Source organism: Streptomyces sp. NPDC005863, assembly GCF_042871345.1.
In the GTDB taxonomy this organism is placed as follows: domain Bacteria; phylum Actinomycetota; class Actinomycetes; order Streptomycetales; family Streptomycetaceae; genus Streptomyces.
This window is the reverse complement of the sequence record NZ_JBIAII010000002.1, coordinates 659,626-681,550: the sequence shown is the minus strand read 5'-3', so window position 1 is coordinate 681,550 and position 21,925 is coordinate 659,626. Positions and strand designations below refer to the sequence as shown.

The 21,925-nt window shown below is 67.8% G+C and carries 6 protein-coding genes and 2 pseudogenes; 7 read left to right on the top strand and 1 reads right to left on the bottom strand.

Annotated features, from left to right (window positions below; all coding sequences use genetic code 11):
* Positions 1-462 precede the first annotated feature (462 nt).
* The 5 genes from ACFYO9_RS09010 to ACFYO9_RS08990 all read left to right on the top strand — a co-directional run bounded on the left by ACFYO9_RS09010 (position 463) and on the right by ACFYO9_RS08990 (position 9,459).
* Positions 463-2,520 carry a phosphocholine-specific phospholipase C gene (locus ACFYO9_RS09010; protein ID WP_358777373.1) on the top strand — a complete coding sequence of 686 codons (2,058 nt, stop codon included), beginning with the start codon at positions 463-465 and terminating at the stop codon, positions 2,518-2,520.
* A gap of 132 nt (positions 2,521-2,652) precedes the next feature.
* Positions 2,653-5,214 carry a valine--tRNA ligase gene (gene valS, locus ACFYO9_RS09005; RefSeq protein ID WP_358777372.1) on the top strand — a complete coding sequence of 854 codons (2,562 nt, stop codon included), beginning with the start codon at positions 2,653-2,655 and terminating at the stop codon, positions 5,212-5,214.
* A 65-nt stretch (positions 5,215-5,279) separates the two neighbouring features.
* A complete protein-coding gene (locus ACFYO9_RS09000) occupies positions 5,280-6,356 on the top strand; it encodes a phospholipid scramblase-related protein (protein ID WP_358777371.1) in 1,077 nt (358 codons plus the stop codon).
* Between the two features lie 170 nt (positions 6,357-6,526).
* Positions 6,527-7,690: a 4-hydroxybenzoate 3-monooxygenase gene (locus ACFYO9_RS08995; protein ID WP_358777393.1), complete on the top strand. Its 1,164-nt coding sequence runs from the start codon at positions 6,527-6,529 to the stop codon at positions 7,688-7,690.
* Between the two features lie 83 nt (positions 7,691-7,773).
* Positions 7,774-9,459 (top strand): methyltransferase, encoded by a 1,686-nt coding sequence (locus tag ACFYO9_RS08990; protein ID WP_358777370.1) that lies wholly within the window; start codon positions 7,774-7,776, stop codon positions 9,457-9,459.
* Between the two features lie 134 nt (positions 9,460-9,593).
* Here ACFYO9_RS08990 and ACFYO9_RS08985 read toward each other — a convergent pair.
* A pseudogene (locus tag ACFYO9_RS08985) lies at positions 9,594-10,290 on the bottom strand (NmrA family NAD(P)-binding protein); the annotation flags it as partial.
* A gap of 512 nt (positions 10,291-10,802) precedes the next feature.
* Here ACFYO9_RS08985 and ACFYO9_RS08980 point away from each other — a divergent pair.
* Positions 10,803-14,933, top strand: a pseudogene (locus ACFYO9_RS08980) (LamG-like jellyroll fold domain-containing protein).
* Positions 14,934-15,064: 131 nt separating this feature from the next.
* Complete coding sequence (locus ACFYO9_RS08975) at positions 15,065-21,925, top strand: polymorphic toxin-type HINT domain-containing protein (protein WP_358777369.1); 6,861 nt, start codon at positions 15,065-15,067, stop codon at positions 21,923-21,925.

Genomic DNA, 21,925 nt, shown 5'->3' with positions numbered 1-21,925 from the left:
GCGGCGGACGTCACGGTGGCGGCGTCGATGCCCGTGCCGGCGCCGCGAAAGCTGCCGAGGCGTCAGCGCGTCAGCTCACCGGACGGAGCTGCCGACGTGTCAGCTCGGCCGGTGGAGATGCCGCGGTGGCGGTACGGCGGAGGGGAAAGAAGAGGCGGGGGAGAGCGGCCTCAGTGAAGGGCACCGCTGACGCGAGGACTTCCTTCGGGACTCATCCCGAACACCTCCTTGCCGTCGCGGACCTCGAAGAACACGCCACAGACCGGCGCACCGCCCAGTCAGACACGCGCGGTGTGATCTGTCAAATATGGGACGTTGGTCCCGAAATATCCGGGCCTTGTGTCCTGCCCATCAGGGGTTGGACTTCTCTTCACACGCCGGTCACCGGCTCTTCCCTGTCGCTTGCTCCCCTTGGCACACTTCACCCGCTCGCGTCCCCCACTCCACGAGGTCGGATCACACATGCCTGAACTCAATCGGCGCCGCTTCATGCAACTGGCCGGCGGCACCGCGGCCTTCGCCGTGCTCAACGAGAGCATCGCCCGGGCCGCCTCGCTGCCGGCCAGACGCGCCACCGGCACCATCAAGGACGTCGAGCACGTGGTCGTGCTCATGCAGGAGAACCGCTCCTTCGACCACTACTTCGGCACCCTCAAGGGCGTGCGCGGCTTCGGCGACCCGCGCCCCGTGACGCTGCCGAACGGCAAGCCGGTCTGGCACCAGCCGAACGGCGCCAAGGAGGTCCTGCCCTTCCACCCGGACGCCGAGAACCTCGGCATGCAGTTCATCGCGGGCCTCGACCACGACTGGGCCGGCGGCCACAAGGCGTTCAACAACGGCGCCTACGACCAGTGGATCCCCGCGAAGAGCGAGCGGACGATGGCGTACCTCGAACGGGACGACATCCCCTTCCACTACGCCCTCGCCGACGCCTTCACGGTCTGCGACGACTACCACTGTTCGTTCATGGGGGCCACCGACCCCAACCGCTACTACATGCTGACCGGCCACGTGGGCAACGACGGCAAGGGCGGCGGCCCGGTCCTCGGCAACCAGGAGGCGGGGTACGACTGGACGACGTACGCCGAGCGCCTGGAGCAGGCGGGCGTCTCCTGGAAGGTGTACCAGGACATCGGCGACGGCCTGGACAAGGACGGGCACTGGGGCTGGATAGACGACGCGTACCGGGGCAACTACGGCGACAATTCGCTGCTGTACTTCAACAAGTACCGCAACGCCAAGCCCGGCGACCCGCTGTACGACAAGGCCCGCACCGGCACCAACGCCAAGGCGGGAGACGGCTACTTCGACCTCCTGAAGGCCGACGTGAAGGCGGACAGGCTCCCGCAGGTCTCCTACATCGCCGCCCCCGAGGCCTTCTGCGAGCACCCCAACTGGCCGGTGAACTACGGCGCCTGGTACATCGCGCAGGTCCTGGACGCGCTCACCTCCAACCCGGAGGTATGGGCGAAGACGGCGGTGTTCATCACCTACGACGAGAACGACGGCTACTTCGACCACATCGTGCCGCCGTACGTCCCCAAGGATGCGAACCAGGGCAAGTCGACCGTCGACACCACGCTGGACTTCTTCCCCGGCAACGCCTCCTACGCGGCCGGGCACTACGGCCTCGGCCAGCGCGTCCCGATGGTCGTCGTCTCGCCGTGGAGCACCGGCGGCTACGTGAACTCCGAGGTCTTCGACCACACCTCGATCATCCGGTTCATGGAGCGGCGCTTCGGCGTCAAGGAGCCCAACATCTCGCCCTGGCGCCGGGCGATCTGCGGCGACCTCACCTCCGCGTTCGACTTCGCCGGCAAAGACACCGACCCGGCGAAGCTCCCCGACACGGCCGCGTACGAGCCGCCGGACAAGGAGCGCCACGACGACTACGTGCCCAAGGCGCCCGCGAACCCGGCGCTGCCCAAGCAGGAGTCCGGCTCCCGGCCCGCCCGCGCGCTGCCGTACGCCCCCGTCGTGGACGGCGCCGTGGACGCCGGCACCGGGAAGATCACGCTCACCTTCGGCGGCGGCGCCAAGGCGGGCGTCTGCTTCCACGTCCGGTCCGGCAACCGCACCGACGGCCCTTGGACCTACACGACGGAGGCGGGCAAGACGGTCTCCGACGCCTGGAACTCCGCGTACTCGGGCGGCGCGCACGACCTGTCGGTGTTCGGCCCCAACGGCTTCCTGCGCACCTTCAAGAGCCCTGGCAAGAAGGCGGGCCCCGAGGTCGTCGCCCGCCACGACGACAAGAGCGGCAACATCAGGCTGACCCTGAAGAACGCGGGCAGCGCCGACGTGAACCTCACGGTGACCAACGCCTACGGCGGCGCGCGCCAGACCTTCAAGGTCAAGGCGGGCGCCTCCGTGCAGCACACCGTCGACCTGCGGGCGAGCAAGCGCTGGTACGACCTGACGGTGAAGTCCGACGCGGACGCCGGGTTCCTGCGGCGCCTCGCGGGCCACGTGGAGACCGGCGCGGCGGGCGTCAGCGACCCGGCGATCATCACGGGCTGACCTCCGCCTCCGCACTGGTCCGTCCGCCCGGCCAACCGCCCGCCCCGTGCCGCTTCCGGCACGGGGCGGGCGTCCGTACGCGCCGAAAAAGGGGAGGCCACGGGCGGGTGCGGCTGGATAGCATCCAGAGGCATGGCACCCACCCATCGCCGTGCAGGCGTCCCCGAGAAGCCCGTTCTCGACGGGCTCGAAGAGAAATGGTCTCGGCGATGGGACGAGTCGGGCGTATACGCCTTCGACCGGACGAAGGCGCGCGAAGAGGTCTTCTCCGTCGACACCCCGCCGCCCACCGTCAGCGGCTCGCTCCACGTCGGCCACGTCTTCTCGTACACCCACACCGACGCCGTCGCCCGCTACCAGCGCATGCGCGGCAAGGAAGTCTTCTACCCCATGGGGTGGGACGACAACGGCCTGCCGACCGAGCGGCGCGTCCAGAACCACTTCGGCGTCCGGTGCGACCCGGCCCTGCCGTACGACCCGGACTTCGAGCCACCGGCCACGCCGGGCAAGCAGCAACTCGCCGTCTCCCGGCGGAACTTCATCGAGCTGTGCGAGCGGCTCACCGCCGAGGACGAGAAGGCCTTCGAGGACCTCTGGCGGCGGCTCGGACTCTCCGTCGACTGGTCCCGCACCTACCGCACCATCGGCGCGGACGCCCGCGCCACCTCGCAGCTGGCCTTCCTCGACGACCTCGCGCGCGGTGCGGCGTACGTCGCCGAGGCGCCCACGCTGTGGGACGTCACGTTCCGCACCGCCGTCGCCCAGGCCGAACTGGAGGACCGCGAGCGGCCCGCCGCCCACCACCGGCTTGCCTTCCACGGCCCGGCCGGCCGGACCGTCCTGATCGAGACGACCCGGCCCGAACTGCTCCCCGCCTGCGTCGCGCTGGTCGCCCACCCCGACGACGAGCGCCACCGGGACCTGATCGGCACCACGGTCCGCACCCCGCTCTTCGACGTCGAGGTCCCCGTCGTCGCGCACCACCTCGCGACGCCCGACAAGGGCACCGGCATCGCCATGGTCTGCACGTTCGGCGACACCACCGACGTGACGTGGTGGCGCGAACTGCGGCTCGCCACCCGGCCGGTGATCGGCTGGGACGGACGCTTTTTCGCCGAGCCGCCGGACGGCGTCCGCACCCCGGCCGCCGTCGCCGCGTACGCCCGGCTGGCCGGCGCCACCGCGCACACCGCGCGGGAGCGCGTCGTCGAGCTGCTCCGGGAGAGCGGCGACCTGCGGGGCGAGCCGCGCGCCGGCACGCACGCGGTCAAGTTCTTCGAGAAGGGCGACAAGCCGCTGGAGATCGTCACGACCCGTCAGTGGTACGTCCGCAACGGCGGCCGGGACGCCGCGCTGCGCGAGCGACTCCTTGCCCGGGGCGCGGAACTGGCCTGGCACCCGCCGCACATGCGGGTCCGCTACGAGAACTGGGTCGGCGGCCTCAACGGCGACTGGCTGATCAGCCGTCAGCGGTTCTTCGGCGTCCCGGTCCCCGTCTGGTACCCGCTGGACGGCGCCGGCCGGCCCGACCACGACCGCCCGATCGTCCCCGACCGCGCCGCCCTGCCCGTCGACCCGAGCGCCGAGACCCCGCCCGGCTACGACGCGGACCAGCGCGGCGCACCGTACGGCTTCGTCGGCGACCCCGACGTCATGGACACCTGGGCGACCTCCTCGCTCACCCCCCAGATCGCGGGCGGCCGGCTCACGGACCCGGACCTGTTCGCGCGGGTCTTCCCCATGGATCTGCGCCCGCAGGCCCACGAGATCATCCGCACTTGGCTGTTCGCCACGGTCGTCCGCGCCCACGCGGAGCACGACGCGCTGCCCTGGCGGCACGCGGCGATTTCCGGCTGGATCCTCGACCCCGACCGCAAGAAGATGGCGAAGAGCAAGGGCAACGCCGTCACCCCGGGCGACCTGCTCGTCCGGCACGGCTCGGACGCGGTCCGGTACTGGGCGGCGAGCGGACGCCCCGGCACGGACACCGCGTTCGACGTCGGCCAGATGAAGGTCGGCCGGCGCCTCGCCACGAAGCTGCTGAACGTCGGCAGGTTCGTCCTGAACCTCGGCGAGCCCGCGCCGGACGCGAGGGTCACCGAACCGCTCGACCGTGCGCTCCTCGCCGAGCTGGCGTCGACCGTCGAGGAGGCGACGCGGGCCTTCGACGCCTTCGACTACGCACGCGCCCTGGAGCGCACGGAGCAGCTCTTCCGGCGGTTCTGCGACGACTACGTCGAGCTGGTCAAGGCCCGCGCCTACGGCGACCACGGCGACGCGGCCGCGACCGGGTCGGCGCGGGCGGGGCTGCGCACGGCCCTCGACGTCCTGCTGCGGCTCTTCGCCCCGGTCCTGCCGTTCGTCACGGAGGAGGTCTGGTCGTGGTGGCGCGAGGGCTCGGTGCACCGGGCGGCCTGGCCGGTCGCCGGGGAGCTGCGGGAGCGTGCGGACGACGCGGCGGTCCTCGGCGCGGCCGCGGAGGCCATCGCCGCGATCCGCGGGGCCAAGTCACGGGCCCGGCTTTCGATGCGGGCCGAGGTGGTCCGTATGACCGTCGCGGCCCCGCGGCCCACCCTCGACCGACTCGCCGCGGCGGAGGGGGACGTGCGGGCGGCGGGGCACGTCGCCTCGGTCGAGCTGCGCGAGGAGGACGGTCCGCCGCGGGTCGAGGTGGAGCTCCGAGCGCCCGAATGAGTCGGACGTCACACCCTCGCAAGGGGCTGGCGGACGGCCCAGGTGCGGGGGGTAGGGTCACCCGGGTGACAACGCATTCGAACACTCCTGCAGGCTGGTATCCGGACCCCCAGGGCACGCCCCAGCTCCTTCGCTGGTGGGACGGTTCCCAGTGGACCCAGCACACCAGCCCGGGCCAGGGCCAGGGTCAGGCCGCGCAGGGTCAGGCCGCGCAGGGCCAGGTCCAGGAGGTCCCGCAGCAGGCGCAGCCGGCGCAGCAGCCGGCCCAGGCCGCGGCCGCCCAGCAGCAGGGACAGTTCGGCCAGCCGCAGGCGCAGGCCCAGCAGGCCCACGCCCCGCAGCAGCAGGGGCAGTTCGGGCACCCGCAGGCCCAGGGGCAGCCCCAGCAGCAGGGTCACTTCGCCCAGCCGCAGGGGCAGTTCGGCCAGCAGCAGGGGCAGTTCGGCCAGCCGCAGGCGCAGGCCGCGCCCGCGGTCGACCCGGCCAAGGTGCAGCGCCAGGTGCAGCACCAGGCCGGCGTCGCACCGTCCGCGCAGGGCGGCGGCACGCTGTTCACGGAGCCGGTCCTGGTCGTGAACCAGAAGGCCAAGCTCATCGAGCTGACGAACGAGTACAGCGTCATGGACCAGGCGGGCAACATGCTCGGCACGGTCGTCCAGGTGGGTCAGAGCACGCTGAAGAAGGTCGCGCGCTTCGTCTCCAGCGTCGACCAGTTCATGACGCACAAGCTGGAGATCCGTGACGCGTACGGCCAGCCGCAGATGCTGCTGACGCGCCCGCGCAAGTTCATGAAGTCGCGGGTCGTCGTCGAGCGCCCGGACGGCCAGCCGGTCGGCGAGATCGTCCAGCAGAACATGATCGGCAAGATCAACTTCGGAATGATGGTCAACGGCCAGCAGGTCGGCGCCATCAAGGCGGAGAACTGGCGCGCCTGGAACTTCTCGATCGTCGACCACGCCGACAACGAGGTCGCCCGGATCACCAAGACGTGGGAGGGCCTGGCCAAGACCATGTTCACCACCGCGGACAACTACGTCCTGCAGATCCACTACCAGCTGCCCGAGCCGCTCCTGAGCCTCGTCGTCGCGACGGCCCTGACGGTCGACACCGCACTGAAGCAGGACTCCCGCGGCCTCGGATAATCGCTCAACCCGCCTCCGGATAGCCGCTTCACCCGGCCTCGGATGTTCGCTTCACCGTTCGATCCGGGCATTCAGGTGATGCGGGTACGTACGGGATTCCGCGCTCCTTAGGATCTCGTTCCGTGACAGACGGGAAGAGCGGGACGCGCCCGGCCGACCAGGCGACCGGTGTGGTCATCCTCGGGGCCGGGCCGGCCGGCCTCGTGCTCGGCAACATCCTGGTGGACCGGGGCATCGACTGCGTCGTCCTGGAACGGGCCGAGCGCGCGCACGTGCAGACACGGGCCCGCGCCGGGTTCCTGGCCGCCAACACCGTGCGCGTCCTGGAGCGGCACGGCCTCGCCGACGGGCTGCTCCGGAACGGACGGACCCACCACACCTGCGAGTTCCGCACCGAGGACGGCCGGTTCCGGCTGGACTACAGCGGCCTCGGCCTGGGCGAGCGGCACACCGTCTATCCGCAACAAGCCCTGGTGACCGACCTCGTGGCGCGGTTCCTGGAGCGCGGCGGACAGATCCGCTTCGGCACCGAGGCCCTGGCGGTGTGCGGTGCCGACGGCGAGTGGCCCGAGGTGGAGGTGCGCGAGGCCGACGGGCGGCCCGGCCGGTGGCGGGCCCGGTACGTAGCCGGCTGCGACGGACGGCACGGCGCGGCCCGGCGTTCGCTGCCGCCCGGCACCGCCCGCCACCACCGTGACCTCGACATCACCTGGCTCGGCCTGCTCGCCGACGCGCCGCCCAGCATGGACGCCGTCGGATACGCGGTGCACGAGCGGGGCTTCGCCGGGCACATGGCCCGCACCAGCGACGTCACCCGCTACTACCTCCAGTGCGAGCCCGGCACCCCGGCCGACGCCTGGTCCGACGAGCGGATCTGGGACGAGCTGGACCTGCGGATGGGGGCGGCGAAATACGGCCCGCTGCACCGCGGCCGCATCCTCCAGCGCTCCGTCGTCGAGCTGGAGTCCGACGTGCTCGAACCGCTGCGCCACGGCGCGCTGTTCCTCGCGGGCGACGCCGCGGCCCTGATCAGCCCGTCCGCCGCGAAGGGCGCCAACCTCGCCGTCCTGGAGGCCGAACTCCTCGCGCGCGCCCTGACCGACGCGCTCACCACCGGCGACACCGAAGGGCTCGACGGCTATTCGGCACGGTGCCTGACGCACATCTGGCGAGCGCAGGAGTTCTCGCACTGGATGATCGGGCTGCTGCACGGCCGATCCGGCACGGACGGCGAGTCGCTGTTCCACAACTCCCTGCGCCGCGCCCGCCTCGCCTCCCTGCGCACCTCGCGCAGCCAGCAGGACTGGTTCGCCGAGCACTACGTCGGCGTGTAACCCCGCCGCCTCCCCCAGCGCCCTCCGCGTACCTCCGAACCTCCCCGCGTACCTCTGAACCCCGGAATGAGGAACCACCCGCGATGATCACGGCATTGTCGGGCGATATGTCCCGTCTGCGCGCGACGGTCGACTTCGTCAAGGGCCAGGACACCGCCACGCTGCTCCCGCTCCTGCTCCCCGGCCTCGACGGCCCGGAGCTGCGGGCCCTGGCCGAATGCTGCGCCTTCTCGCACGCCGCGCTGCTCGTCTTCCCGCCCGACGCGGCGGCGCTGCACACCGCGCTCGCCGACTGTGGGCTCGTCGTGGACGTGCCGCCGGCGCCGAGCGTCGTCGTGCGCGAGCGTCTGGCGCTACGGCACCGGCGGTGCGCGGCGGAGCTCGACGTCGGCATCCTGCGCCCCGGGGTGCGGTGCCGGGACGGGGTGCGGCGCATGGTGGAGGTCTTCGCGCTGGCCGTGCCCCCGGGGTCGGACCTCGCGGAGCTCGCCGCGCACGAGCGGGAGCGGCAGCACGAGGCACACGTCGCCTTCGAGCTCGAGGCGCCCGACCCGCTCGTACTGCGCGGGCTCTGCGCCGCCTTCGGGCGGTATGGCGCCGCACCCGACGGCGGTGGCTACAACCCGCACGAGAACGGCACGGTGTTCTACTTCACCGCACCCGCCGAGGCCAAGACCGCTCACCGGCGTGTGGAGTTGTACGTCCCCGGCGACCACCGCGACATCCTCGCGGGACACCTCGACGCGCACCGCGCGCGGCAGCCCGCAGAGACGCTGCTGCGGCTGCTGACCGGGGCGTGGACGACGCAGGCACTGGCCGCGTTCGCGCGCCTGGAGGTGGCCGACGCGATGGACGCGGAGCGCGGTGTGGGCGTCGCCGAACTGGCGTGCGCCGTGGGCGCCTTCGAGCCCGGTCTGGCCACCCTGCTGCGCTACCTCACCATGCTCGGCGTGGTGCGCGAGGACCGCGACGGGTTCCGGCTCACCGACACCGGCATCCTGCTGCGCGCGGACGCCGAAGGGTCGATGCGGTCGCTGGCGCTGATGTACGGGGGGCCGTTCTACGAGTCCTTCGCCGGGCTCGACCACACCGTGCGCACGGGGCAGGTCGCCTTCGAGCGGCGCTTCGGCGAGAACCACTTCGACCACTTCGCGCGCGACCCCGAACTCGCCGACCTGTTCGACCGGTCGATGGCCGCGGGGTCACGCATGTTCGACCCGCTGCCCGCCCACCCCGTCCTCACCGCGGCGGCGGACGGGGCCACCGTGGCCGACATCGCGGGCGGCAACGGGGAACTGCTCGGCCGCATCCTTTCCGCGCACCCGCGGCTGCGGGGCCTGCTCCTGGAGCGCCCGCACACCGTGGAGGCTGCCCGGCAACTCCTCGGCGCGGCCGGGCACGCGGGGCGGTGCACCTTCCTGGCCGGCGACTTCGCGGACGTGCCCGCGGGCGCCGACGTCTACGTCCTGTCCCGCGTCCTGCACGACTGGGACGACGACCGCTGCCGTGAGATCCTGCGGCACTGCGCCCGCGCGATGTCCCCCGCCGCCGACCTGCTCGTCGTCGAACGGGTCCTGCCCGCCGACGGCTCGCCCTCCCTGGCCACGGCCTGGGACCTGCACATGATGTGCAACGTGGGCGGCCGCGAACGCCGCGCCGACCACTACGCCCGCCTGTTCACCGAAGCGGGCCTCACCCTGGTGGGCCACTCGCCGCTGCCCCTGGACGGCAGCGTCCTGCACGTCCGCGGGGCGGGGGCGGCGGGCTAACCCCCGTACGGCCGTGGCCGAACGCGTTCTCCCGTCCCGGTGCAACGGTGAGCTCTTTCCAGTGGATGGACGCGGCCGCCCGGGGCTGTCGAAGGTGAGGACGGGGCAGCCGCGTTGCGGTCCGCCGCTGGCAATCAGCTGCCGCGTCGCATCTCCCTCTCGACCAGGGCTCGGAATGTGCGTGGAGGCCGGCCGGTGAGACGCTGGACCGTGTCGGTGACACGGTCCTCCGCCCTCTCGGCGATGGCAAGGTCCATGCCGGCCAGCATTGCGACGGTCTCCACCGGCACCTGCGCCATGAGGCGATCGTGCATCTGCTCATAGGACAGAGGGCGGTGGACCACGGGCCGACCGATGGTCACGGTGAGGATGGCGGCAATGTCGTCGTGACTGAGCGCCTCGGGTCCGGTGAGGACGAGATCGGTGTTGGGGGGCTTGCTCGCCGGTGAGAGCGCGTACGGCGAGGGCCGCGATGTCCTCGGCATCGACGAAGCAGACCCGGCCGTTTCCGTCGGCGGTCCGGATGACGCCCTCGTCGCGGGTGCTGCGAGCGGGCGCGTGCGTGGCGGTGAAGTTCTGCATGAACCACGAGGGCCGCAGGACCGGCCACTGTTCGAAGAGCTCGGGCAGGGCTTGGTGAACCGTCCCCACGGCCGAGCCTAGGAGCGGCAGCATGGTCGCCGCGGGGTCGGAGTCACCCAGGGGCGGTATGAGGTAGATGCGGTCGACGCCGTCGAGGCTGCCACCAGTTGGCTTCGCGTGAGAATGTTCCGGACCGTACAGTGCGTCACATCGTCGATCGGTGGCACATAGCGGGTTGGCTGCTTTTGACTCCTCCTAACGCCAGAGGGGTACCGCTCGGCAGAGCGGAGTGCCCATGAAATTCAGCCCGGGGCCGGGTTCTGATTATGGGAACCCGCTCCAGCAGTATCCGGAGGACGTGGACGTTGTTGGCGTGTTCTCGCGTGAGCTAAGTGGGCATGAACACGCTCCGTAGCGCTCACGGACCTCCTTGCTTGTGGGGCGTTATCGGTCACTGCGGCCATTTCGCCTATTCGTGGCCTCACATACGCCAGAGTTTGTTATCAGTTCACCTTGACGCAAGCGATAAGTGAGGCGTTAACTCGCCCAGTCTGCGAAGGACCTGTGACTCTGGGGTGGGGGCTGTGGGGTTGGTATGGGGGCATCGTCATGCCCGAAGTCGAAGACAAGGGCCGCGTCGTTCCATCGTCGGGCTCTCCGCGACGGCCGTTGTGCTGTCGTTGTTGCCTGCGGTGGCATTTGCCGAATCCGGCGCGGCTCACGCCGCTCTGCGCTCAGGGGTGGCGGAGCGGCCCGCAACGATGGAAAAGGCCGCGGCGACGGAGGAGGCCGCCGCTCAGCGTGCGGGCTCGTCGGGGGAACCAGTTGAGGTGACGTCGCTGCGCGGCGAATCCAGCGACACTTTTGCGCTTCCGGACGGGACCTTGGAGGCTCGCGAGTATCTGCGGCCGGTGAGGGCACGTCAGGGCAAGGGTTGGAAGCCGGTCGACACCGACCTGGTGAAATCGGCTGACGGCGGTGTGACGCCGAGAGTGGCCACGGTGGACCTTGAGTTCTCTGGCGGCGGGGACGCACCGCTGGTGCGTATAAGCAAGGCCGGTCGCGAGATGGCTCTGTCGTGGCCAGGGAAGCTTCCCGTGCCGATGCTTGAGGGCGCCACAGCCACGTATGCCGACGTTCTTCCTGATGTGGATTTGCGGATGGGGGCTCAAGAGGACGGTTTCACACAGCTGTTGGTGGTGAAGTCGGTGAAGGCCGCCGAGAGCCCTGAGCTTTCGCGGCTGCGGTTGTAGTTGGCCGCTGACGGCGTGGCGGTGAAGGAGACCGGCGAGGGAGGCCTCCAGGCGGTCGACAAGGGGGCCAACGGCGCCGTCTTCGAAGCACCGAAACCGATGATGTGGGACTCCAGCACCAGCAGTGCCGCCTTGTCTGCCGCGCGCTCGACGCAACCCAAGACCTCTGCATCCGCGAAGGGGGCCGCGCCGCAGTCCGGGGAGGAGCCTGCGGCGGGAGAGTCCGGCAAGCTTGCGCCTGTGGAGGTGGAGGTGCCCGCCGGAGGCCAGGAGGTTGTCCTCACCCCGGATGCGGACGTACTGAAGGGCAAGGACACCACATACCCGGTGTTCATCGACCCGCAGTGGTATTCACCCCGAGCCTCCGCATGGACGATGGCGTCGAAGCACTGGGAGAGTGCCCCGCAGTGGAAGTTCAACGGTGACCACGACGCGGGCATGGGCTACTGCGGCTGGGACTACTGCCAGCCCAACGACACGAAGCGGCTCTTCTACCGCGTCCCGGTCTCGAAGTTCGCTGGCAAGAAGATCCTGAAGGCCGAGTTCGTGGTGCGAAACACGTGGTCGGCCTCGTGCGCCGACCGGACGGTGGAGCTTTGGCAGACCAAGGGCATTTCTTCGTCCACGACCTGGAATTCACAGAACGCCTCTGGCTTCTGGGAGAAGCGCCTCAAGTCGGAGTCTTTCGCCTATGGATACTCCGGCTGCGCCGCCAAGGACGCGGAGTTCGCGGTGACATCGGCCGTTCAGAGCGCCGCGGACGGCCGGGACTCGACGATGACCTTCGGCCTGAGAGCTGACAGTGAGTCAGACCGGTACGCTTGGAAGCGCTTCTCCGACAAGGCGTTCCTGCGGGTGCATTACAACCGCCCGCCCGCGCAGCTGAAGAGCTCACAGCTGGTGATGGACTACGGCGGCACCTGCAAGCCTTCGTCGAGGGCAGCCCGGGTTCGGACATTGGGGAAGATCCGCGCCAACGATGTGAAGGACCCTGATGGCGACTCGGTCTCGGTGCAGTTTCAGGCCAAGTGGGATGGCGGCAGCTGGAGGCCGGACAAGACGACGGCGAAGAGGTCCGGATCGACGTTCGTGATCAGCCTGCCATCGTCGAAGATTCCGGTGAACAAACAGGTCAACTGGTACGCGCGCGTGTACGACGGGGCACAGTACTCGCCATGGTCGTACGCAGGGAGCCCGACCGCCTGCTATTTCGTATACGACACGAAGGTGCCCAAGGCGCCCTCGATTTCCGCGGGCGAGTATCCGGAGTCCGATCCGGACAACCCCGACGACCCGTGGTTCGACGGGGTGGGCAAGTACGGCTCCTTCAGCCTCAAGGCCGCCGACAGTGACGTGACGTCATACTGGTTCGGCATCAACAATGATCCAAGCTCGAAGAACAAGATCACCACCTCCGGCGGAGCGGCGAAAATCGCGCAAATACTTCCGTCCAAGCCGGGCTTGAACTTTGTCACCGCCCAGGCATTCGACACTGCGGGCAACGGCAGCGAGATCCGTACCTACCAGTACCGGGTCAAGGCCGGCCAGCCCGATCGGTCCACCTGGCAGCTCGACGAAGGTACGGCAGCCAGCGAGGCCAAGGGCTCCACACCGGCCCGGCCTGCCCAGTTGCACGGCGGATCCACCCCGGGGACGTCTGGCGTGCAGGGCACCGCGCTCGCTTTCAACGGCACCGACGGCTATGCCTCCACTGACATTCCGGTTGTCGACACCAGCCGCGGCTTCGCCGTCTCCTCCTGGGTGAAGCTGTCCAAACTGCCCGAAGGTGCGGCAGTGATCGCGACCCAGCCGGGTAACCACAGCCCGGTATTCGAGCTGTACTACTCAAAGACGTATGACCGCTGGGCCTTCAACCAGTACAAGGCGGACACCGCCGATGCAGGCATCGCCCGGGCCATGGCAGACACGCCCGGCGGTGCTGTCCCCGATCAGTGGACCCATTTGGTCGGTTCCTACGACTCCACACGCGACGTGCTGGAGCTGTACGTTGACGGCAAGCTCGTTGGTCAGACTGCCTACGGCAGCCCCTGGGAGGCCCGGCGCGGACTGCAGCTCGGCGCCGCCTCCTATAGCGGCTCCCCTTCCGCTTACTTTCCCGGAACGGTCGATGAGGTACAGCTCTTCGACAAGCCTCTGGCCCAAGACGAGGTCGACAAGCTGCACGCGAAGCAGACCATTGGAGATCCCGGCCGGCCGGCCGTCGCCGTCTTCGACCTGGACGAGGCCGCAGGGGCCACCGAGATCGCCGGACACGGCGGCGTCCTGCCCGCCAAGTACAACGGCGGCGTGACCACCGGCGAGCCCGGAATCGCTGGCAAGGCCGCCACCTTCAACGGGTCCGACGGTTACGCGAAGATCGGCCAGACCAGCGGCCCGCACGTGAACACCTCACGCAGTTTCACCATCTCTGCCTGGGCCAAACTCGACAAAAAACCCACCGGCGCAGCGGTCATCACCGCCCAGGCGGGCAAGGCGGCCCCTGGCTTCGAGCTGTACTACTCTGCGGCCAATAACCGGTGGGCGGTCAACCAGTACTCGGCGGACGCCGCTGACGCGAAACCGATCCGCGCCATGCAACCGAACGGCACCATCGCTCAGGTGGGCGACTGGGTGCACTTGGTGGGTGTGCACGACACCGAGGCCAACACTCTCACCCTGTACGTCAACGGCGCCAAGGCCGGGACTACCACGCTGTCCGGGGCCTTCTACGCGGACCAGTCCATGTACATCGGTGCGAGCAACTACAGCGCTACCATGGGGAGTTACTTTCCCGGCAGCATCGATGACGTCCGACTGCTGGACCGACCCGTCTCAGCCGAGGAAGTGCAACAGATCTTCAAGCAGCGCCCACTGGTCAAGGGGCGTTGGAACTTCGAAGAGACCAGCACAGGGAGCACCCCGGGCACCACGCCTGACCTGTCCGCAGCCAAGCGCCCCATGAACCTCTACGGCGGCGCAGAACTCGGTACCGGCATGATCGACAGCAGCGGTCTGCAGCTGAACGGCACCGACGCCTACGCCGCTACCACCGCCATGCCAATGGATACCAGCGGCAGCTTCACCGTCACTGCCTGGGCCCAGGCCAGCGCCCTGCCCGACCACGACGTGGCCCTGATCAGCGGTGAGGGTTCCATGCGTAGCGCCTTTGAGATCCAATTCGTCCCGGACACCAAAACCCCTGAGGCGTTGGGGCGGTGGGAGCTCAGACTGTCTGACAAGGACGCTTCGGATGCGGCCGTCACGCAACTCGCGAGCACAGAGTTCACTGATGTCCGCGACTGGAACCACATCGCCGTGGTCTACGACGGCTTCGCCAAGGAAGTCGGCCTGTATGTCAACGGGAACCTCCAAGAAGTCGCCTGTGGCGATGCGGACGGCGATGGAGAGGCGGACGACACCGCATGCCAGGACTTGATCGCCTGGGCGGACAATGTCCTGACCTTCAAGACCGGCAAGGGACTGCAGGTCGGCAAGGCCAAGAGCCTGGGCACCGCAGGCTCCTTCGCCGGCACCGTCGATGACGTGTGGACGTTCCAGGGCGCGCTGACAGATGCACAGATCGCAAAGCTGGCCGGCTCCTGGTTCGACGTACCCACCGAAGTTCCGGGCGATGCCTGACCACGGGTAGGCCCGGGAGTACCTCGGCCTTTGCCCGCACCTTTCTCCTCCATTCATTGCTGAGGCTTTCAACACCGCGATGCACGCTCCTGCACGGACTGGTGCTGCCGCGAGAAGGACTGATCCCGAGAATGAACGGCATATCAAGACCAAGGCAGTTCGCCGTTTTCCTGCGAAGAGGGGCACTGGCGGTGTCCGCCGTAATGGTGGCCACGGTGCTGCAGGCGGTCGGCGCGCCAATGGCTACGGCCGACGGCAACGGGCGGCCGAGCCTCCCCTCGGCAGAGAGGCCCATCAAGGGCCGACATGGCATCGTGGTTAAGCCGCGAAAAGTAGCCAAGGGATCCCGGACTCCGGCGCAGGCCCCAAGAGCTGCCTGGCCGAAGGCAGGCTCGGCGGTGGTGGATGTTCCAAGGGCGTCGACCGAGACGGCCGTCAAACCGGTCAAGGCCGACGGGCTTCCTGTCGCTGTTGGGGCCCCCAAGGCGTCAGCGGCATACCGCCGTTCGGTGCAGAGCGGCAAGGCGGCCCCCTCGACCACGCACAGCGAGGTCAAGGCCCGTGTGCTGAGCCAGAAGGCGACCAAGCGGGCCGGTGTGCAGGGCGTCCTGCTCGCCTTGGAGGCGAGAGAGGTGAAGAGCAACAAGGTCGGTAGAGTTCAGGCCACCGTCAACTACTCGGACTTCGCTGAAGCCTTCGGCGGTGGCTATGCCTCCCGACTCACCCTGGTCCAGCTGCCTGCCTGTGCTCTCAAGACCCCTGAGAAGCAGCAGTGCCGACGCCCCCAGCCGGTCAAGACTGTCAACGACACGGAGAAGCAGACGCTGACCGCTGACGCGGTGGCCCTGAAGGGTTCGGGGCCGACCGTACTGGCCGCGGTCGCGGCGGAAGAGAGCGCGAACGGCGACTACAAGGCGACCTCGCTCTCCCCGTCGGCGACCTGGAAGACGGACCTCAACACCGGCGACTTCACTTGGTCGTACGACATGCCGGTCCCCGGGGTGCCAGGTGACCTCAAACCTGAAGTTGGCATCTCCTACTCGTCCGGATCGATCGATGGACGATCCGGCTCGACGAACAACCAGTCATCCTGGGTGGGCGATGGATTCGATCTGTGGCCCGGTTATATCGAACGCAAGTACAAAACGTGCTCGGACGACGGCGAAAAGCATGCCGACGGCAATAAGCCCGGGGATCAGTGCTGGGACTACGACAACGCGTTTGTCACCTTTAATGGCCATGGAGGCGAGCTGGTACCCGCCGGTGACGGGGAGTTCAAGTTCACCCGGGACGACGGCAGTCGCATCAAGAAGCTGACATCCACCAATCGTGGCAATGGCGACAACGACGGCGAGTACTGGCGCCTGACCGATCCCCAAGGAGTGCGCTACTACTTCGGGTACAACCGTCTCCCGGGCTGGGCCGACGGCAAGGCCACGACCAACTCCGCATGGACAGCACCGGTCTTCGGCAACGACTCCGGTGAACCTTGCCACAAGGACACCTTTGCGAACTCCTGGTGCCAGCAGGCATGGCGCTGGAACCTCGACTACGTCGTCGACCCGCACGGCAACGCGATCGCGTACTACTACGACCAGGAGAAGAACTCCTATGGCCGCAACCTCGAGGCCAAAGCCAACACCCGCTATGTTCGGGGGGGTTCGCTCGACCGGATCGAGTACGGTCTGAAGTCGTCCTCGATGTATGGGACAAAGCCGCTGGCCAAGGTCAGCTTCGACACCTCGGAGCGGTGTCTGCCCAATAGCAGCACAGACTGCTCGGACATCTCCAAAGACGCCTTCTACTGGTACGACACGCCCTGGGACATGAACTGCGCAGAGGCTGCGGACTGCGACAAGGGCCGCCTGGCGCCGACGTTCTTCACCCGTAAGCGACTGACCGGCGTCACCACCCAGGTACTGAACGGCGACACCTACAGCCCCGTCGACTCCTGGAAGCTCGGCCACCGCTGGGGTCAGGCCGACGTCGACTACCAACTGCTGCTTGACTCTGTCCAGCGCACCGGGCACACCGACGCCCCGGCGGTTACCCTGCCGAAAACGACGTTCGCCTACACCCAGCTCGCCAACCGGCTGGACAAGACAGGGGACGGCTACGCCCCCTTCATAAAGGCCCGCCTCTCCACCGTCGCTGATGAGTCCGGTGGCCAGATAGACGTCAACTACACGGCGCCTGCCTGTGATTGGGGCGCACTGCCGACACCGGAGACAAATGCCACCCGTTGCTTCCCGCAGTACATCGGCGGCGACGCGGACGACGATCCAGAACGCCAGTGGTTCAACAAGTACGTCGTCACGGCCACCACCACCACGGACCGCACCGGCGGAGCCCCCGATGCAGTGACCACCTATGAGTACCTGGGCGACGCGGCCTGGCACTACGACGATGATGACGGTCTGACCAAGAAGAAGTTCAAGACCTGGTCCCAGTGGCGCGGCTACGGTCACGTACGGGTCAAGACGGGCGGTCAGGGTGGCGGTGACGCCCTGAAGTCGCAGGATGACACATATTTCCTGCGTGGTATGGACGGCGACCGCAAAGCATCCTCAGGCGGCACGAAAAACGTCTCGGTGCCCCTCGGAAACGACGAGGGTGACCCCATCACCGACCACGAGGCGACGGCTGGCTACGCCTACAAGACGGCCTCCTACTCCAAACCAGGCGGCAGCATCCTGGCCAAGACCGTGAACCGGCCCTGGCATCACGAAACGGCCAAGAAAGTCCGCGACTGGGGCACGGTCACCGCCAACCTCAACGGAACTTCCCACACCAAGACCTGGACCTCACTGGACAACGGTGCGGGCACCGACTGGCGTACCACCTCCAAGGCCACCGACTACGACACTGTCGCGGGCCGGGTCACCCAGATCGATGGCCTCGGCGACAACACCACAGCGTCCGACAACCAGTGCACTCGAACCACGTACGCCACCAATACCGCCGACAACATCCTCACGCTTCCCTCGCGGCAGGAAACAGTTGCCGCCAAATGCGCAGACACCCCCGACCGTTCGGAGGTCGTGCTGAGCGACGTCCGCACGGCCTATGACGGAGGCGCCTATGGTGCCGCGCCTACCAAGGGCGACGCCACCGCCACCTCGACGCTGAAGAAGCATGACGGCACGGAGGCCACTTACCTGGAGTCCGGCGCGACGTTCGACGGCTACGGCCGCCAGCTGACCGCCACTGACCTCACCGCTGACATCACCGCCACCGGCAGCGGCGATCCCGTGCGGACGGCCCGCAAGGACGGACGCACCACGACCACTGCCTACAGCCCCGCCGCCGGCTACGCCATGAAAATCACCAAGACCACCCCGCCCGCCGAGGCCGGGGACACGAACTCGGCTCAGACCACGGTCACCGAACTGGAGCCACTGCGCGGCCAACCGAAGGCGACGGTGGACACCAACGGCAACCGTACCGAGCTCACCTATGATGCGCTGGGCCGTTCGGCCAAGGTGTGGCTGGCCGACCGAAGGACCAGTCAGACCCCGAGTCACCAGTTCACCTACTTTGTGGACGAGGGGCAGCCCGCCGCTGTCCGCACCCAGACCCTGAACAACGAGGGCGGGCAGACGACCTCGTACACCCTCTACGACGGCCAACTGCGTGAGCGCCAGACCCAAGCCCCCGGCCCGTCCGGCGGCCGCATCCTGACCGACATCTTCTACAATGAACGCGGCTTGCCGAATAAGGCGTTCGCCCCCTACTACGCCCAGGGCGCGCCCAGCCGCACGCTATTCAAACCCGCCAACGGGCTGAGCGTGGAGTCCCAGACCCACACCAGTTATGACGGGCTGAGCCGCGCTGTCGAGGAGCGGCAGATCGCCGGCAACGGCGACGGCGGCACGGTGCTCGGCATTACCAAGACCACCTACGGCGGCGACCGCACCACGGTCATCCCGCCCGAAGGCGGAATCGCCACCACCACTCTCACCGACGCCCGCGACCAGGTGACCGAGCTGCGCCAGCACCACACCCGCAGTGCGAGTGCAGCCTTCGACACAACGAAGTACGCACACACGCCACGCGGTGAGCTGTCCAAGGTCACCGACCCGGAGGGCAACACCTGGGCCTACACCTACGACCAACTCGGACGCCAGACCGAGATCAGCGACCCGGACAAGGGGACGACCAGCAACACGTATGACGACCGCGGTCAGCTCACCACGTCCACCGACGCACGCCACACGACGCTGGCCACTCTCTACGACGACCTGGGCCGCCGGACCGAGCTGCGCAAGGACAGCGCCTCGGGAGAGCTGCGTGCCAAGTGGGTCTACGACACGATTGCGGGTGCCAAGGGCCAACTGGCTGAGTCCACGCGATACGTCGACGGAGCCGCGTACACGACGAAGGTCACCAGCTACGACCGCCAGTACCGGCCTACCAAGACGGCTCTGGTGATCCCGGCAAGCGAAGGCGCACTACAAGGCACGTACCAGACCGGCACCGCCTACAAGCCGTCCGGCCTGGTGGGAACCATCAGCTACTCCGCCGCAGGCTCCCTGCCCGGAGGTAGCTACACGACCACCTACGACAAGGAAACCCTTCGCCCCATCTCCGTCCTGGGCGACGGCTTTCAGGCCGATACCAGCTACTCGCTGACCGGCAAGCCGCTGCAGTACACGCTGGGCAACACCAGCGGAGGCAAGAAGACGTGGGCCACCAATACCTACGAATGGGGCAGCCAGCGTCTGTCGACCGCCCGTGTTGACCGGGAAGAACAGAGCGGCGTCGACCAACACGCCACCTACGCCTACGATCAGGCAGGCAACATCCTGTCCGTCTCGGACGTCTCGCGCACCGGCACTGACACCCAGTGCTTCAGCTACGACCATCTGCGGCGCATGACCCAGGCGTGGACCCAGGGCGACAAGACCTGTGCCGCGGCCTCGGTCGGGGACAAGATCAGCGGACCCGCCCCGTACTGGCACTCCTACACATATGACAAGACAGGCAACCGCCTGACCGAGACCCTCCACGACACCGCCGGGGACAGCACCAAGGACACCAAGCGCACCTACGCCTACCCCGAACCGGGTAAGCCTCAGGCGCACACGCTGACGTCGGTGACCACTGAGAAGCCCGGGGGCACCACCACAAGGGACTCCTACGGCTACGACGAAACCGGCAACACCACCACCCGCACTCTGCGCGGCGACACACAGAAGCTGAGCTGGGATATCGAAGGCCACCTCGCCAAGGTCACCGAACCGGTCGCCGGCGAGAAGGACAAGGTCACCGAGTACGTCTACGACACCGAAGGCAACCGCCTCATCGGGCGCTCCCCGACCGAGACCACCCTCTACCTCGGCCATAGCGAAGTCACCCTGCCCAAAGGCGCGGCCAAGGCCAAGGCCACCCGCTACACCCCGCTCGGCGGTGGCCATCAAGCCGTAACGGAGGACAACGGAGCGGTCTCCTTCATCACGGCTGATCCCAACGGCACCGAACAACTGGCCGTCAAGGCCGCGGACCTGACCCTGAACCAGCGCCGCACGCTGCCCTTTGGCGGCCCACGGGGCGAGGCGCCGAAGTCCTGGCCCGGCACCAAGGGCTTCGTCGGCGGCACCGAGGATACCGCCGCCACCGGACTGACACACCTCGGCGCACGCGAGTACGACCCCTCGATCGGCCGCTTCATATCCGTCGACCCACTCCTGCAAACCGACATCCCGCAAACGCTCAACGGATACAGCTACGGCGCGCAAAACCCCCTTACCCAGCCGGATCCCAGCGGCCTCGGACTGAAGTGCGGCGGAGGCGACCCCGCATGCCCCAAGCACGGCAGCGACGGTCACGACACCCCCGAACCCCCTGTAACTTCGCTCAACAACCAGTCCACTCACGCCTACTACAGCACCGTCTTCGCCGCTGACCAAGGCCGGCCGTACGTCCGCAACTCGAAGAACACCAGCCCCAAAGAATTCCACCGCGCCATGGTCAAGTACCAGGGTGCCTACGACGGGCCGATCAACGACGCCCAGTGGATGATGTGGCTCTATGGCTGGGACGAAGAGGCCATCGACAACTTCGGCCCGTGCCTGATCTTCGACTGTTCCAAACAAGTTACCTCGGACGACGTCAACTCAATTCCCCTCAATCGCCAGAACTTCGATGAACTGTTCGGCAGGGGACTCGCCGAGGCGTGGGGGAGCAGGCTGGGCCTAAAAAGCCCCAAGGCGGGTCGCATCAGCGGCTGCAAGTGCTTTCTCGCCGGAACCGACGTACTAATGGCAGACGGCACGACCAAGGACATCGAAGATGTCAAACTTGGTGACAAGGTGCGGGCCACCGACCCGGAAACTGGCGAAACCGGTGACCGTGAAGTCACTGCGGCGATCGTCACCGACGACGACAAACAGTTCGCCGAACTGACCATTTCCACCGCCGGCGGCCTGGAAAAACTGACCGCCACCCAGGAACACCCCTTCTGGTCGGATTCTCAACACGACTGGGTAGATGCCGGCGATCTCAAACGAGGTATGACTCTACGCACGGAGGACGGGCGCACTGCGACCGTCGCGCACATCCGCTCGTACCAGGACCATGCCCGAACCTACAACCTCACGGTCCGAGGGCTCCACACGTACTATGTGCTGGCGGGGGCTACGCCGGTCCTCGTTCACAATTCCACTCCGTGTGGTCCCGATTTGGATGCTCTTTCGCAGAGCGGGAAGCGTCCGGCTAAGGGGAATACGACTCATGCGGGACGTGAATATCAGAAGCATATGAACCGTGGGGAACGTGGGGAACTTCCTGTAATTCCAGGGAAACAGTTGAAGTCTGTCGGTCAGGACCTGTTGGACGACATTCTGACCAACCCGAAAACTGCTACGTCTCCCGTGAACTCTGGAAACTTCGCTGGCGGAACGCGGTATATCATGCCGGACCCGGCTGGTGGACGCGGGATCGGAGCGACCTTCGATGCCAATGGTCAGTTCCAGTACTTTGGGCGGTATTAG

Coding starts and splice junctions, on each gene's coding strand:
- ACFYO9_RS09010 (WP_358777373.1), top strand. CDS start 463: ATGCCTGAACTCAATCGGCGCCGCTTCATGCAACTGGCCGGCGGCACC.
- valS (WP_358777372.1), top strand. CDS start 2,653: ATGGCACCCACCCATCGCCGTGCAGGCGTCCCCGAGAAGCCCGTTCTC.
- ACFYO9_RS08990 (WP_358777370.1), top strand. CDS start 7,774: ATGATCACGGCATTGTCGGGCGATATGTCCCGTCTGCGCGCGACGGTC.
- ACFYO9_RS08975 (WP_358777369.1), top strand. CDS start 15,065: ATGAACGGCATATCAAGACCAAGGCAGTTCGCCGTTTTCCTGCGAAGA.